14 protein-coding genes are annotated in these 15,283 nt (G+C 72.9%); 7 read left to right on the top strand and 7 right to left on the bottom strand.

Annotated elements, in window-relative coordinates; genetic code table 11:
• Window positions 1-57: 57 nt before the first annotated feature.
• Window positions 58-1,431 carry a choice-of-anchor A family protein gene (locus WA640_RS16465; protein ID WP_335988993.1) on the bottom strand — a complete coding sequence of 458 codons (1,374 nt, stop codon included), beginning with the start codon at window positions 1,429-1,431 and terminating at the stop codon, window positions 58-60.
• A 109-nt stretch (window positions 1,432-1,540) separates the two neighbouring features.
• Entirely contained in the window at window positions 1,541-2,395 is an 855-nt protein-coding gene (locus tag WA640_RS16460; RefSeq protein ID WP_335988992.1) for a TetR/AcrR family transcriptional regulator, read from the bottom strand.
• Between the two features lie 74 nt (window positions 2,396-2,469).
• On the opposite strand from WA640_RS16460, the gene WA640_RS16455 reads away from it, so the two are divergent.
• The gene (locus tag WA640_RS16455; protein ID WP_335988991.1) at window positions 2,470-3,693 is read left to right on the top strand and encodes an MFS transporter; all 1,224 of its coding nucleotides are present in this window, start codon (window positions 2,470-2,472) and stop codon (window positions 3,691-3,693) included.
• Between the two features lie 28 nt (window positions 3,694-3,721).
• A complete protein-coding gene (locus WA640_RS16450; RefSeq protein WP_106362979.1) occupies window positions 3,722-4,102 on the top strand; it encodes a carboxymuconolactone decarboxylase family protein in 381 nt (126 codons plus the stop codon).
• Window positions 4,103-4,146: 44 nt separating this feature from the next.
• On the opposite strand, the gene WA640_RS16445 is transcribed toward WA640_RS16450, so the two are convergent.
• Window positions 4,147-4,656: a hypothetical protein gene (locus WA640_RS16445; protein ID WP_335988990.1), complete on the bottom strand. Its 510-nt coding sequence runs from the start codon at window positions 4,654-4,656 to the stop codon at window positions 4,147-4,149.
• Window positions 4,657-4,742: 86 nt separating this feature from the next.
• Here WA640_RS16445 and WA640_RS16440 point away from each other — a divergent pair, with 86 nt between their 5' ends.
• Window positions 4,743-6,245: a hypothetical protein gene (locus WA640_RS16440; RefSeq protein ID WP_335988989.1), complete on the top strand. Its 1,503-nt coding sequence runs from the start codon at window positions 4,743-4,745 to the stop codon at window positions 6,243-6,245.
• Here WA640_RS16440 and WA640_RS16435 read toward each other — a convergent pair.
• On the bottom strand, window positions 6,242-7,369 hold the full coding sequence (locus tag WA640_RS16435) for a DUF5925 domain-containing protein (protein ID WP_425433433.1): 1,128 nt from the start codon (window positions 7,367-7,369) through the stop codon (window positions 6,242-6,244). The two genes, WA640_RS16440 and WA640_RS16435, sit on opposite strands and share 4 nt — an antisense overlap.
• 227 nt (window positions 7,370-7,596) lie before the next feature.
• On the opposite strand from WA640_RS16435, the gene WA640_RS16430 reads away from it, so the two are divergent.
• The 4 genes from WA640_RS16430 (at window position 7,597) to WA640_RS16415 (ending at window position 12,867) form a co-directional block, all read left to right on the top strand.
• Entirely contained in the window at window positions 7,597-9,654 is a 2,058-nt protein-coding gene (locus WA640_RS16430; protein WP_335988988.1) for a cytochrome c oxidase assembly protein, read from the top strand.
• Window positions 9,655-9,756: 102 nt separating this feature from the next.
• Window positions 9,757-10,929 (top strand): trans-sulfuration enzyme family protein, encoded by a 1,173-nt coding sequence (locus WA640_RS16425; RefSeq protein ID WP_335988987.1) that lies wholly within the window; start codon window positions 9,757-9,759, stop codon window positions 10,927-10,929.
• A gap of 105 nt (window positions 10,930-11,034) precedes the next feature.
• Window positions 11,035-11,838: a class I SAM-dependent methyltransferase gene (locus tag WA640_RS16420; protein ID WP_335988985.1), complete on the top strand. Its 804-nt coding sequence runs from the start codon at window positions 11,035-11,037 to the stop codon at window positions 11,836-11,838.
• Window positions 11,839-12,102: 264 nt separating this feature from the next.
• Entirely contained in the window at window positions 12,103-12,867 is a 765-nt protein-coding gene (locus WA640_RS16415) for an SDR family oxidoreductase (protein ID WP_335988983.1), read from the top strand.
• Window positions 12,868-12,874: 7 nt separating this feature from the next.
• On the opposite strand, the gene WA640_RS16410 is transcribed toward WA640_RS16415, so the two are convergent.
• Genes WA640_RS16410 through WA640_RS16400 form a run of 3 tightly spaced genes read right to left on the bottom strand, consistent with a single transcriptional unit; the run spans window position 12,875 to window position 15,149 of the window.
• A complete protein-coding gene (locus WA640_RS16410) occupies window positions 12,875-13,765 on the bottom strand; it encodes a biotin-dependent carboxyltransferase family protein (RefSeq protein WP_106362986.1) in 891 nt (296 codons plus the stop codon).
• Window positions 13,762-14,409, bottom strand: a complete 648-nt coding sequence (locus WA640_RS16405) for a 5-oxoprolinase subunit B family protein (RefSeq protein ID WP_335988982.1) — start codon at window positions 14,407-14,409, stop codon at window positions 13,762-13,764. The genes WA640_RS16410 and WA640_RS16405 overlap by 4 nt, the downstream gene beginning before the upstream one ends.
• On the bottom strand, window positions 14,406-15,149 hold the full coding sequence (locus WA640_RS16400; protein ID WP_335988981.1) for a LamB/YcsF family protein: 744 nt from the start codon (window positions 15,147-15,149) through the stop codon (window positions 14,406-14,408). The genes WA640_RS16405 and WA640_RS16400 overlap by 4 nt, the downstream gene beginning before the upstream one ends.
• Between the last annotated feature and the right edge of the window lie 134 nt (window positions 15,150-15,283).

Here is a 15,283-nt window from a genome sequence, read left to right as displayed (position 1 = left end):
GGCTCCTCCTCAGCTTTCCTTAGCGGTGCCGGTGCGGTGCATCGTCATCGACGCTCCTCAGCTCTCCCTGCGCTTGCGGCGCATTGACGCCGCGACCACCGCGCCCGTGCCGAGGAGGATGAGCGCCGCCGCGCCGAACGCGATGGGGCCCAAGGAGGAGCCGGTCGTCGCGAGCGGCGAGAAGCCGCCGTCGGTGGTGGTCGAGTCCGTGCCGCCGGACGGCGAGCCGGTGTCGTCCGTGGGGCCGCCGCTGGTGGGCGCGTCGCTCGTCGGGCCGTCGGTGGACGGCGTCTCGGTGGTCGCGTCGGGCGAGATGATGTCGTCTTCGCAGGCCAGTTCGGCGGCGAACGGGAAATGGTGGATCTCGCCGCCGCTGAACCCGATGTCGCCGTGGACGGCGTTCTTCGCGATGATCTGGCCCTCCACGTTCGAAGCGCTCAAGTCCGTGTAGTCGGCGTCGGGGGCGAGGATGCTGCCCTCGACCGTGTCGCCGCCGGTGAGGGTCAGGCGCGAGGTGTCGTTGAAGTTCCACAGAATGTATGAGGCGCCGTTCCCGCCGCCCGCGCCCGCCTGGTTCGGGACTTCCCAGTCGAGTTCGCCGCCCGTGCCGGAGGTGTCCACGTTGATGAGCAGCGGCATGGTCGCGGTCGGCTGGTTCTGGAAGTCGAGCTCGGACATGTCGTTGAGATCCTCGCCGGTCACGTTGAGGACGTTGGTGACGCCGTCGACGAGTGTGATGCGGATCTGGTCGCCGGAGGCGACGTCGCCCTTGGCGACGGCCGTGCCGTCGGGGGTGTGCATCTCGACCTCGTGCGCCTCGCACGCGTACAGGCCCCGCGCGTTGGCGCGGAGCTGGGAGAAGGCCGCGTCGAAGTCGATCGGCGAGGATTCGACCGACGCGAGCGGCTCCTGCGTGTCGAGTTCCAGGCGCGGCGTGGAGTTGTACCCGGCGCCGTCGGCGACGACGTGCGTGTTCACGGAGGCGCCGTTGCTGTCGGTGTTCAGGGCGTCGGAGCCGGTGAGGTCGCCGATCTTCACATAGTTGTGGACCTGCACGACCGAGGTCGCCGGGTCCTGCGTCCAGTCGACGCGGCCGCCGACGACCAGGCCCGACTGCTCGGCGTCGCCGGGCGCGATGAAGGTGCCGGCCTCGTGGATGTTCACGTTGTACGAGCCCTTGACGACGAGGTTCCCGCCCGTGGCGACCGGGCCCTCCGACTCGGTCGAGACGAGGGTGGTCTCGTTCTCCACGAACGAGTTGAAGTCGAGGGCGGGCGCGAGCGGGTCGTAGGCGATCGTCGCGGCCTGGGCGGTCGGGGCGGTGCCCGCGGCGTTGAAGGCGATGGCCGTCGCGGCCGCCGCTGCGGTGAGCGTCGCCGCCCCCGCGAGTGAGAGGCGGCGGGCCCTGCGGCCCCGGGTCTTCAAATGCACGTGTCCCCCTTGGGTGCTCGATGGTCGGCGGCCGGGGGAGCCGGGCCTGAGCCTAACGGCGGGGGCGGGCCGGGGCGGCGAGTGAAACGCTCGGCGGCCCGGCGGATGTTCACTCGTTCAGGAGACGCAGTACCACTGGGCGGGACACGGTGCCCGCGACCTGTTTCGCGAGGTGGTTCGCGCTGGCGCCCGCGGCGTTGGCGCGGCGGAGGGCCGCGCCGAGCTCGTCGCGGGCGGCGTCGGCCTCGGCCTGGGCGCGACGCAGGCGCTCGGCGGCGGCGGCGACCTCGTCCTCCGGGTCCTCGGGCGGGGCGGGCGCGGTCTCGGGGGTGAAGGCGTTCGCGGCGTTCTCGGCGAAGGGCACGAGGAGGGCCTTGATGGCGTCGACGTCGTTCATGCGGTCGCCGAGCATGAGGCTGCGCAGCTGCGGGACCAGGTTGAGCCAGTTGGGGATGCCGCAGATGAGGAGGGTGATGAGGCCTGCGCGGAAGGCGTCGTCGGTGGCGAACCGGTCCATCGCGGCGTCGAGCTTGCGATCGTAGTGGGCGCGGCGCCAGCCGTCGATGTCGTGGGCGTCCTCGCCGCGGTGCAGGCCCTCCCAGGTGAGCAGGCGCAGGAGCTGCGGGTGCTCGCGGTGGTAGTCGTAGAGGCGCACGACGAACGGGCCGACCCGGCCGTCGTTCCAGAGGGGGTCGACCATGTCGGTGAACTCTTTGAGCGCGTCGATGAGGACGGCGTCGAAGAGCTTGTCCTTCGAGCCGAAGATCCCGTAGATGCGCTCCTTGTTGACGCCCGCGGCCTCGGCGATGCGGTCGACGCGGGCGCCCGCCAGGCCGCGCTCGGCGAACTCCTCGCGGGCGGCGCAGAGGAGGGCGGTCCTGGTGGCGTCGGAGCGCCTGACCTCGTGCTTGGGCTCCGGCTCAGGCGCTCGGGCGGCCTCGGATTTGGCGGGTGCGGTCGGCATGAGTCCCAGGTTACCAGATTCACAACCAACTATTTGGTTGACATGGGGCCGCGGACGGGCCTACATTTGGCCGCATGACAGCATCCACCACCGCGTCATCCGTCCGGTACGTGCCCGCAGGGCCTGCCGGGCGACCCAGGACCGAGTACACCCCGGCGCGCGTCGCCGTCCCGGTCTTCGCCTTCGCCGCGCTCCTCGCGACCGGCCAGATGTACACCCCCATACCGATGTTCGCGCAGATGGAGGCGTCATGGGACGCCGGGATCGGCGCGATGACCTGGATCATCTCCGCCTTCGCGTTCGGCTACGCCGGCGGGTTCGTGCTCTTCGGGCCCATGGCCGACCGGTTCGGGCAGCGCCGCGTGCTGGTCACCGGATTGATCGCCGCCGGAGTGGTCACACTGTTGACCGGTCTGGCGCCGACGCTGGCGGTCGCGATCCCGCTGCGGGTCCTCCAGGGCCTCGCCGTCGGCGCGATCCCGCCGGCCATGACCGCCTACGCCACCACCAGGATCGACCCGGCCCGGCGCGCGGTCGCCGTGACCGCGATCGTCACCGCGTTCCTCTCGGCCACCGTGATCGGCCAGCTCGCAGCGCAGGCCGTCGTCGGCTTCGCCGACTGGCGGTGGGTGTTCGGCGGGTCCGCGGTGCTCTTCGGGGTCGCGGCGCTCGCGGCCCTGCGGATCATGGCGCCCGACCAGGTGCGGCCCGATGCGAACCTCGCGCGCAGCTACGCGGCGATCCCGCGGGTGCTGCGGATCGGGCGGCTCGTGCCGATGTTCGCGGCCGCCGCACTCGCCATGGGCTCCATGGTCGCCGCGTACACCGGGATCGAGCTGACCGGCGTCGTCACCAGCAGTGCCGGGCTGCTCGCGCTGCGCGCCAGTGCCCTGCCGGTGATGATCGCGCTGCCGTTCCTCGCCGTGCCGCTCGCGCGGCTGGACCGGACGACGCACCTGCTGGCCGGGACCGGCGTCGCCGGAGTCGCGATGGTCGGGGCGGCGTTCGCGGGCGGGGAGGTCGTGGCACTCGCGTTCCTGCTGGCCGTGCTCGTGCTCGGCATCGGGATCGTGGGCCCGGCCATGAACCAGACCGCGGCGGAGGCGGGCGGGGAGCACCGGGCCGCCGCGACGTCGGTGGCGATGTTCAGCTTCTACGTGGGCGCCACCGTCGGGCCGCTGGCGGCGCGGGCCGTCGCGCCGCACGGGTTCTCCGCCCTGGCATGGACGCTTGCGGCCGCGCTGTTCGTTGCAGCAGGATTGGCCTTGTGGGGCAAGAGGAAAGCCTCACGCGACTGAACATTTCAGACAGAGGAGGCCAACTCTGATGGAGCAGCAATACGAGCGCGGACTGAAGGCGCTTCAGTTCGTCTCGGGCGAAGCCGAACCGTCGGTCGTCACCTCCCTCGCCGACATCGCACCCGAACTCGGCCGGCACATCGTCGAGTTCGGGTACGGCGAGATCTACTCCAATCCCGTCCTCGAACCGCGGGACCGGCAGCTCGTGACGCTCGGGGCCCTTGCGGCGCTGGGCAACGCGGCGCCGCAGCTGCGGTTCCACATCAACGGCGCGCTCAACGCGGGGTGCACCCGCGAGGAGGTCGTCGAGGCGCTCACGCAGATCGCGGTCTACGCCGGGTTCCCCGCGGCGATCAACGCGATGACCGCCGCGCGCGAGGTGTTCGCGGCGCGCGACGCCGAGGACTGACCGGCGCGGGGCGGGCGACCCCACACCGCCCGCTCCGCACCGGGTCAGCCGAGGGTGAAGCGCAGGACCGCGGCGCCGTCGGCGTCGAAGCCGAGGAGCTGGACGAGCAGTTCGCCTGCGGCGGGCTCGTCGCCGAGTTCGCTGACGTCGCCCGGGCACTGCGACTGGAACGAGGTGCCGACGGCGCGGATCTCGCAGATCCCGTTGACCGAGCCGCCGACGGAGGCGCCGCCGTCAACGATCGCGAACTCGATGCCCTCGTCGGTGACGGCGGTGACCGAGAACGGGAGCGCGTCGCCGACCTCGATGTCCACCGGTTCCGCAACGGCCACTTCGCAGACGCCGTCTTCGCAGGCGGCGTAGTCGGCCCCGTCGGCGGCGACGGGGCCGGTGGGCTCGGCCTCGGTGGGCTCGGCCTGCGAGGTCTCGGCGGCGGTGCTCTCGGGTTCGGTCGCGGCGTCCCCCGACGGGTCGGCGCCGGGCTCCGCGCCGCAGGCGGACAGGGCCGCGGCGGCGAGGACGGCGAGCGCGGTGCGGGCGGTGATGTGGCGCATGCGCCGACGGTAGGCGCGCGCGGGCGGGACCGGTCCCGGGCGGGCCGTGCTGCACTGGGGTTCCCGAGGGCCCGAGGAGTGCCGCCATGTACCCCTTTCCGATAGCGCCGCAGGCCGTCCCGCCGCAGCCGCCGAAGCCGCAGCCGCTCCGCGGCGATGCCGATCCGATCGCGGCGGTCGCGGGCAACGCGACGATGCTGGGGATCGGGTACATGCTGCTGCGGCGGCCGATCCTGGCCGTGGTGGCGCTGTGCGGCACCGGTTTCCTGACCTGGTCGGCGGCCGTGCAGGTCGAGAATCCCCTGTGGAGGTTCCTGCTTCCGGCGTGGGGACTCGCGATGATCCTGCACGCGTGGTGGCTGACGCGGCGGACCGTTCCGTCCGTGCTGGTGGACCCGGCCGGGGCCGTGCGGCGGCTCCGGTTCTTCGCGGGCACCGCCGCGGCCCTGGTGCTGCTCTCCTTGGGCTGGTTCAGGATCGACGCGTGGTGGATCGTGCACGACGCCGAGGCCGCACAGGCCGCCGGGGACTGCGAGGACGCGGTGGCGGCGCTCGGCACGCTCGACGCGGTGCACCGGGTCGCGTTCGGGCCGGTCACGACGCGCGCGGACGAGGAGCGGGAGGCGTGCGGGATCCTCCTTGCGGCCCTTGAGGAAGCGCCGTCGGAGGCCGCGGAGGGCCTCGGGGAGTACCTGGAGCACCCCGGGGCGCTGTGGGACGGCGCGGGGCCCGAGCGGGCCGCGCTGCTGCTCGAAGCGGCCGCCGAAGGCGGGGCGCTCGACCTGACCGACGTCGAGAACGCGTTCGCGCAGTTGGAGACCACGCTCGACGAGCACCCCGGGCAGGCGGGGGCGGTGCGCGGCGTCGTGGAGGCGTTCACGGCCGGCCTCGTCGACATGCCGCCCTGCCACGGGTACGCCGCCGACCACTGGCTCGCCGAACAGGACTGGGACGCACCGGAACTCGCCGAACCCGCCGCCGCCTCGGTGGCGGACGCGCCCGTGCGGACGCTCCGCTGCGGCCAGGAATGGGCCGACGGCGGCGACCTGGAGACGGCCGCGGCCCTCTACCGCGAGTTCTTGACCGAGTATCCCGAGCACGAGCTCGCCGCGGAGGCCGCGGACGGGGTGCTCGACACCGGCTCGTACTGCGCCGACCCCGTCGCGTACCCCGGGGCGCCCGCGTACAGCGGCCGCGGGCCGCACCCGATGCGGTTGCAGGGCACCACGTCAGAGGACCGCGGGTTCCCCGCCGAATGGCTCGGCGAGGACGCGGCCGGGACCGAACTCGTCGTGTGCGTCACCGCCGAGGTCGGCGACTACCAGGACTCGTGCCGGTACCAGCGGTCCGACGGGAGCACCCTGTGGGCCACGTTCTACGCGCACCGGTTCGACATCACCGCGTACGAGCTGCGCACGGGCGAAGAGGTCGCGGCGTACTCCCGGCAGATCGGCAAGGCCTGCCCGGACACCATGGACAACACGTACTCGACGGTCTACTTCTCGTACTCCGGCGACTTCATGTCCCTCGCGTCCGAGTACACCGACGCGGAGTTCCGCGGCATGTTCTCCGGGATTGTCGGAGCCTAGAGGTACTGTCCGACCTGCTGGTGCGGGACCTGGCGCTCGGTGCGGTGCGGGTCGGTGCCGCCGCGGCGCGCGTACAGCTCCGCGAGCGTCATGGGCTCGCGGACCTGGGCGCCGCCGAGCCAGTCGCTGGATTCGAGCGGCGACAGCTCGCCGACCTCGATCTGCGCGAGGCAGCGGCCGGGGCGGACCACGGCCGGGTGGAGGCGGTCGAGGCGCTCGTTCGTGGTGATCGCCACCATGATCTCGCGGCCCTGGCCGAGGAGGCCGTCCGTCAGGTTCAGCAGCCGCGCGAGCGACTGGCCCGACGCCTCCTTCGCCTCGCCGCGGATGAGCTCGTCGCAGTCCTCCAGGACCATGAGCCGCCAGTGCTCGCGGCGCGTCTCGCCCGGGGCGAGGTCCGTCTCGATCGCGAGGTCCATCTCCGACCCGATGATGACCTCCATCAGGTAGGACGGGTCCGCGAAGAACGCCTCCGGGTCGAGGACCGTGTCGACCTGGCACCACGGCGCCCACTCGCGGGCGAGGGCCCGCAGCGCGGTGGTCTTGCCGGTGCCGGGCGGGCCGTGGAAGAGCACGAGGCGGCCCGTCACGTCCGACGACTGGGTCGCCATGAGCTTCCCGAGCGCCGAACCGGCGCTTGAGGAGTAGTTGCGCTCGATCTCCGGCCAGCGCGGGGCGCTGATCGAGCGGGTCGAGCGGAACGGGCCGCGGGCCGAGCGGTACCAGAAGCCCATGTCGACCTTGTCCTCGCCGACCTCCTCGACCGAGCCGGTCCGGTCGGTGATGTACGCGGCGATCTCCTCGGCGCGCTCGCGGGTGACGGCCGTGACCACGGCCTGGCCGGAGCCGTCGCGCCAGCGCTGCGTGCGCAGCGTCCAGCCGTCGCCGGTGACGAGCTGGAGGAACGAGGTCCCCGAGATCGACCGGATGAGGGACCCGCCCTCGGGGATCAGGTCGACGTCGTCCGCGACCATGTCGAGCGCCCGGACGACCGCGTGCGGCTGCGCGCCGGTCACGTACGCGTCCAGTGCCATGAGGTTCAGCACGTTGGACGGGTCGTCCGAGCCGTCCAACGTGAAGTGCATGTTGCCCAGCACGCCGCCGCCTCCCTGGAGCAGGTTCATGATCTCACCGCGTCTTTCGATGATTCCCATCGCGATCCACCATAGAAAATACGGCTCCGCCCGCGTCGCTGCGACTGGCAATGCTCTTCGGACGGCGCCCCGTGATCGTGCCTTATGACCCCGACAGCGCGGATCGGCGCCCGCGGGGTTGGGCCGGGGGAGTTGCCGGAGATATCTGACCCCACCCGGTGGGGCGTGAGCTGGAACAATCAGCCATGCTGGGTTACGTGACCGCATCGACCGAGACCAGCCAAAACACCGCCGACACCATACCTGTTGGCGGCGGCGGTCCCCGAAGCGGGCTGCGCGCGGCGAAGCGCGGCCGGGGGCTGCGCGTCCTCGCCGTCGCCGCCGCGGTGATCGCCGGGCTGCTCGCCGCGGTGATCGCCCTCGACCTTGGCGGCGCCGTCGACGTCGAGGCCGTCCCCGGGCTCTCGGCCGCGGACCCCGCGGTCACGTGGGCCGCCGGGCTCCTCAAGTACGCGTACGACCTGGCGATGCTCGCCGCCGTCGGCTGCACCATCGCGGCGGCGTGCTTCCTGCCTGGTCGCGCGGACGCGCGGGGGCGCCTGTCGGCCCAGTCGTGGCGGTGGCTGCGCGTGGGCGCCGCGGCCTCCGGGCTGTGGGCGGCCGTGGCGCTCGTGAGCCTCCCGGTGGATTTCGCGAACACGTTCGCGCGGCCCCTTTCGGGCGTCACCCTTCCGGGGCTGTGGTCCTACATCGCGCAGTACGAGCAGGGCCGGGCGCTCGGGCTCACGGTGCTCCTCGCGGGCGCGGCCGCCGTCGCGGCGGCGCGCGCGTTCACGATCCCGGGCGCGGCCCTCGCCGCGGCGCTGGCACTCGCGGCCGCGGTGCCGCCGGTGTTCACCGGGCACTCGGCGTCCAACGGCAACCACCAGATCGCCGTCGACGGGCTCCTCATCCACATCGTGGCCGCCGCGTTCTGGGCCGGGGGCCTGTTCGCGCTGTTCATCGCCCGCAAGGACCCCGCGGTCGCCGCCCGCCGGTACTCCGCGGCCGCCGCGTTCGCGTACCCAGCCGTGGCCGCCTCCGGGCTCATCGTGTTCGTCGCGAACGTCGCGTTCAGCGACCTGTGGGCGTCCGCGTACGGGCGCATCGCCCTCGCGAAGCTCGCGGTCCTCGCCGTCGGCGGCGTCCTCGGGTGGGCGCACCGGCGCCGCACCCTCCCCGCCGTCGCGGCCGGGAGCCGCCGCGCGTTCAACCGGCTCGCCGCCGTCGAGCTCGCGCTCATGGCGGTCGCGTTCGGCCTCGCCTCCTCCCTGTCGGTCACCCCGCCCCCGGCCGAGGAGCTCCCCGACCCGAACACGGCCCTCCTCGGATTCCCCACGCCCGAGCCGATCACGCTCGCGCGCCTCCTCACCGACTGGTACCCGTCGGTCCTGTTCTGCACCGCGGCCCTCGCCGCGACCGGCTTCTACATCGCCGGAGTCGTGCGCCTGCGCCGCCGCGGCGACACCTGGGCCTGGTACCGCACCGCGCTGTGGATCGGCGGCTGGGCGGTCATCGTGCTCACCACCTCCACCGGTCTCGGCAAGTACGGCATGGTCCTGTTCAGCGCCCACATGGTGCAGCACATGGCGCTCAACATGCTCGCGCCGATCCTGCTCGTCCTCGCCGCGCCCGTGACCCTCGCGCTGCGCGCCCTCAAGCCCGATCGCGCCGGAGGCCCGCGCGAATGGCTCCTCGCCGCGCTCCACAGCAAGTGGTCGAGCTTCATCTCGCGGCCGCTCATCGCGCTCCTCATCTACCTGACGAGCCTCTACCTCATGTACTTCACCGGGATGTTCGAGTGGGCCATGCGGTCCCACTTCGGGCACCTGTTCATGACCGCGCACTTCCTCGCCGCCGGAAGCCTGTTCTTCTGGGTCGTCATCGGCCCCGACCCGAAGCCCCGGCCGCTCTCCTACCCCGCCAAGGTCCTCCTCTACTTCGTGTCGATCGTCTTCCACGCCATCTTCGGCGTGACCCTCATGATGGGGACCACGCTCATCGCCGACGGCTGGTACACCCAGATCGCCGTCCCCTGGGTCGCCGACCTCCTCGCCGACCAGCGCGCCGGAGGCGGGATCGCCTGGGGCTTCGGAGAAATCCCCTCCCTCATCATCATCGTGGTCCTCATTGGACAGTGGGCCCGCTCGGAGGAGCGGGAAGGGCGCCGCCTCGACCGGATGGCCGAACGCGCCGCCGCCTCAGGCCATCCGGAGGACGACCCCCACGAGGTGTACAACGCCTACCTTGCCAGCCTCGACCAGGAACGGCGCTAGACGAACGTCCGGAACCACCCCCGACCAACGTCAGGGATTCCGGCCCCCGATTCCGGTCGAAAGACAGATGCGGCCCGCCCCCGGCCGCCATACCGTTGCGGCATGAGCGACACCAGCCACACCAGCGAAACCGCCGCCTTCGAGACCCTCGCCGTCCACGCCGCCGAACCCCGGCCCGCACACGGCGGATCCGTCGTCCACCCCCTCTACCAGGGCACCGTCTTCGAGACCGTCCCCGGCCAGGCCTACGACGACCTCCAGTACATCCGCCTCAACACCAACCCCTCCCAGGAGTACCTCCACCGCAAACTCGCCGCCCTCGAAGGCGCCGAGACCGCGCTCGCCACCGCCTCCGGCATGGCCGCCATCACCACCACCCTCCTCGCCACGCTCGGCGCCGGAGACCACCTCATCGCCGCGGGCGCCTTCTACGGCGGCACCCACCACTTCCTCACCGAGCAGGCCCCGCGCCTCGGCTGGACCGTGGACTTCGTCGACCCCGACGACCACGACGCCTGGACCGAAGCACTCCGTCCCCAGACCAAGGCGTTCATCGTCGAGACCATCAGCAACCCGCTCGCCCGCGTCGCCGACCTCGAAGGCATCGCCGCGTTCAGCCGCGAGCACCGCCTCACCAGCATCATCGACAACACCTTCGCCACACCAGTCGTCTTCCGGCCCCACGCCATCGGATTCGACCTCGTCTGCCACTCCGCGACCAAAGCCCTCAACGGCCACTCCGACCTCGTCGCCGGAGTCGTCACCGGCTCGCACGAGAAGATCGCCGCCGTCCGCCACGTCCTCAACCTCTACGGCGGCAGCCTCGACCCCCACGCCGGATTCCTCCTCGCCCGCGGCCTCAAGACCCTCGCCCTGCGCGTGCGCCAGCAAGGCGCCACCGCCCTCGCCCTCGCGCAGTTCCTCAACGGCCACAACGCCGTCGTCGAAGTCAACTACCCCGGCCTCGACACCCACCCCGACCACGCCCGCGCCGCCGCGCTCTTCGACGGCTACGGCTCCGTGCTCTCCTTCCGCCCCGCAGGCGGCGTCGAGGCCGCCGAAGCGATCCTCAAAGCGCTGCGCCTCCCCTACGTCGCCCCCAGCCTCGGCGGCGTCGAATCCCTCATCACCCGGCCCGCGATCACCAGCCACGCCGGCATGAGCCCCGAGGAGCGCGCCGCCGAAGGCATCCCCGACGACCTCATCCGCTTCTCCACCGGCATCGAAGCCGCCGACGACCTCATCGCCGACTTCCGCCGCGCCCTCGGCGACTGACACCGGGGAACCGCACGAACACGAAGGGGGTGGTCGCTGGCGCAGGGAACAGAACTTCATTAGGGTGGGGCCAATGCGCCGAATGCCCGCGAAAGGGGCCGTGCCATGGGACCGTCCGACCGGATGCTGCTCGTCGAGATCACCGAACGGCTCAAACGCCTCGGCGACGCCGTCGACGGCGTCCGCGAGACCCAAGCGGGCATCGAACGGCGCCTCGACGCCCTCGAAGCCGAAGCGGCCGCGAACCGCAAGGCCCTCAAGGCGAGCGCGCGCACCTCGTACGCCCAGGTCGAGGACCTCATGGCGCTCTACCGTCTCGCCGGGCCCGCCGGACCGCTCCCGCGCATGCGCGGCTGGGCCGCCGGACCCGAACTGACGCGGTTCCTCGCCGAGGAGTTCACCGCCCGCGGCGGCGCCCGCGTCCTCGAATGCGGCTCCGGCACCACCACCGTGGTCCTCGCCCTCGTCGCGCGCGCACTCGGCACCGGGCAGGTCACCGCGCTCGAACACGACCCGCACTACGCCGCCCAGACCCGCGCCGAACTCGACGCGCGCCACCTCGGCGGCTGGGGCAAGGTCGTCGACGCTCCCCTGACCGACGTCGACCTCGACGGCGAGCGCTGGCGCTGGTACGACCCGGACCTCGTGCCGCACAGCGAGATCGACATCCTCCTCGTGGACGGCCCTCCCGGCCCGACCGGCCCGCAGGCCCGCTTCCCGGCCCTGCCGGTCCTCGCCGAGCGCCTCGCCAAGGACGCCCTCGTCGTCCTCGACGACGCCGACCGCCCCGACGAGCGCGCCATCGCCGCCCGCTGGACCGACGCCCACCCCGACTTCACCACGGAGCACCTCCCCCACGAGCGGGGAACGCTGCTGCTGCGCCGCACTCCGGAGACGGACGCGGGCTGAGTCCGGCCCCGCCTGACGGGCTCGGGGTCCAGCGGGAGCCTGGGCTGATCCCGGTCCCGCCAAGCCGACCCGGGGTCCGGCGGGGCTGAGCCCGGTCTTGCCAGGCCGACCCGGGGTCCGCCTGGCCGACTGGTCCCGGTCTCGCCAGGTGCGGCCGGGTCCGGTGGGGTTCTCGTGCCTGAGTGATCCTGCGGTTCGGCGGTCACAAGTTCCGGCGCCCGTACGTCATGAGTGCGAGGAACCGGAACCACTGGAGGACCGAACATGAACACGGACAACGCATCGCGCACGATCGCGCTGGTCACCGGCGCGAACAAGGGGATCGGGCGGGCGACCGCGGAACGGCTCGCCGCCAGGGGTGCGACGGTGCTCGTCGGATCGCGGGACCCGGGCCGCGGCGAGCAGGCCGCGGCGGCAATCCGGGCGGACGGCGGGGACGCACGCGCGGTCGCGCTCGACGTCACCGACCAGGCGTCGATCGACCGGGCCGCCAAGGAGATCAAGGAGCGCTACGGCCGCCTCGACGCACTCGTGAACAACGCCGGGATCTCCGGGTCGGGGAACGCGGCGCCGCAGGACGCCGTGGACCGCGTCGCCAGCGCCGTCGACCTCGCGGTGGTGCGGGAGGTGTTCGAGGTCAACGTGTTCGGCGTGATCGCGGTGACCAACGCCATGCTGCCGCTGCTGCGCCGTTCGCCGCGGGCCCGCATCGTGAACCTCACGAGCCACGCGGCGTCGCTGACGCTGTACGCAGACCCCGAGGGCCCGTTCACGGCCCTGCCGTCGGCGGCGTACTCGCCGTCGAAGACCGCGCTCAACGCGGTCACTGTCCAGTACGCCAACGAGCTGCGGGCCGAGGGCATCCTGGTGAACGCCGCCGCACCGGGCTATGTGGACACCGAGATCAACGGCAACACCGGCCTCCTCGCTCCGGCGCAGGCGGCCGAGTACCTCGCGGACCTGGCACTGCTGGAGGCGGACGGGCCGACCGGCGCGTTCCTCAGCGCCGACGGCCCGCTGCCCTGGTAGCTGGCGTTCAGGCCCGTTTGCTCCAGTGGGGCATGGGGATCGGGACGAACCGGATGCGGGAGCCCGGGCGGGCCTGGGCGGCCGCGGCCTGGGCTTCGGGGCCGACGACGCCGATGACCGGGTAGCCGCCGGTCGTGGGGTGGTCGGCGCCGAAGAGGATCGGTTGGCCGTTCGGCGGGACCTGGAGCGCGCCTGCGGCGATGCCCTCGCTCGGGAGCTCCAGGGACGCGTCGGTGCGGGCGAGGGCCGGGCCCTCCAGGCGCAGGCCGATGCGGTTGGAGTGCTCCGAGACCGTCCAGACGCCGCGGGTCAGCTCCGCGACCGCCTCGGGGCGGAACCACTCCAGCCGCGGTCCCAAGTGGAGCTTCATGACGAACTCGTCGCCGATGCCCGCCCATGGTGCGGGCCACTGGGTCGGCAGCGGCGGGTGGGCCGGGGCCGGGCCGAGGGGGATCGTGTCGCCGTCCTTCAGCGGGGCCGGGCCGAGCCCGGAGAGCAGGCACGTGGAGTGCGAGCCGAGGCTCGACTTCGGGTGCAGGCCACCGGAGAACGCGAGGTAGGACCGGACGCCGACCTCGGCGGGCCCGGCGTCGAGGACCGACCCGGCCTGGAGCTTCACGGGCTGGCCCCAGGACTCGGGGCGGCCGTCGACCGTGACCGCGCAGGGGGCGCCGCCGACGACGACGGTGACGTCGCGGTGGGCCCTCACCGTGCAGCCGTTCAGGGTCGTCTCCAGGGCGCATGCCCCGGTCGGGTTGCCCGCCAGCTGGTTCGCGAGCCTCCAGGAAGGACGGTCGGCGGCGCCGGAGGGCGGGACCGCGAGGTGGCCCCAGCCGGGCCTGCCCGCGTCCTGGCAGGTCGTGAGGACGCCGGTGCGGAGGATCTCGATGTGGCTCATACCCGCACCGCCGCGAATCGCACGCGGGTGCCGGGGACGAGGAGCGCCGCGGGTTCGCGGTGCTCGTTCCACAGGCGGCCCGGGTTCGTCATGGTCGCGATGAGCTGCCAGCCGCCGGGGCTGGTGCGCGGGTAGACGCCCGTGTAGGGCCCGGCGATGCCGAGCGAGCCCGCGGGGACGCGCGTGCGCGGGCTGTCGCGGCGCGGCACGCGGTAGCGCTCGGGGAGCCCTTCGAGGTAGGCGAAGCCGGGCGAGAAGCCGCAGAACGCGGCCTCGTACTCGATCCCGGAGTGGATGTCGGCGACCTCGTCGGGGCGCACGCCCCACAGGGCCGCAACGGCTTCGAGGTCGGGGCCGTCGTAGCAGACGGGGATCTCGACGGCCTCGCCCGCGGTGTCGGGCTCGTCGGCGAGCGGCCAGCCGGGGAGTTCGGCGGCGAGGAGCTCGGGCTCGTCGACGCCGTCGACGAGGACGGTGGTCGCCCCCGGGACGAGGTCGGAGGCCTCCAGGAGGCCCGACATGCGGCGGCTCTGGAGCGAGCGGTAGCAGGCGCGGGCGGCGGCTGTGGTGCCGCAGTCGATCAGGATGCCCCTCGGCCCGGCCGGGAGGGGCCTGAGCCGGTGGGCGGCGGGCGGTGTGCTCACGAGAATGCCTCCACGTCGATGCCTCGTTCGTCCAGTGCGGCCCGGATTGCTGCGGCGACCGCGACCGCGTCGGGACCGTCGCCGTGCACGCAGATCGATTCGGCCGCAATGGTGGTGCGGGTGCCGTCGACCGCGGTGACCTCGCCGTGGGCGGCCAGGTCGAGCGCTTGGAGCACGGCGGCGGCCGGGGCGAGGAGCGCGCCGGGCGCGCCGCGCGGGACCAGGCGGCCGTCGCTCAGGTAGCCGCGGTCGGCGAACGCCTCGCCCGCGACCCGCAGGCCCGCCGCGGTGGCGGCGCGGTCGAGTTCGCCGCCCCGCTGGGTCAGGACGAGCCCGATCCCGGCGAGGCGCGCGCCTTCGGCGACGGCTGCGGCCTGGGCCGGGTCGCGGCCGGCCCGGTGGTACAGGGCCCCATGGGGTTTGACGTAGGCGACGTGCGACCCGGCGGCTTCGGCGAAGACCCGCAGCGCCCCGATCTGGTAGGCGATCTCGGCGGCGAGCTCGGCGGGCGGGACGTCCATCTCGCGGCGCCCGAACCCGGCGAGGTCGCGGTAGGAGACCTGCGCCCCGATCCGCACGCCCGCGGCGGCGGCCAGCTCGCAGACCCGCCGGAGCGTGGCCGGGTCGCCGGCGTGGAAGCCGCAGGCGACGTTCGCGCTCGTGACGATCCGCAGCAGCGCGGCGTCGTCGGTGAGCTCCCAGCGGCCGAAACCTTCCCCCAGGTCCGCGTTGAGGTCCATGCGATCAACGGTACCGGATCACTCTTTCGGGCGCATTTTGCGCACACAGGTGGTTCCGGGGCCGTTTTCTGTCGGACCCCTCGGCAATGATCGGCCGCAGACTCGCGATCCCCTCTGGGTGGGTGGGGGCTAGG

This window comes from Glycomyces sp. MUSA5-2 (genome assembly GCF_037034145.1).
GTDB lineage: Bacteria > Actinomycetota > Actinomycetes > Mycobacteriales > Micromonosporaceae > Glycomyces > Glycomyces artemisiae.
This window is presented reverse-complemented; position numbering and strand designations above follow the sequence as displayed.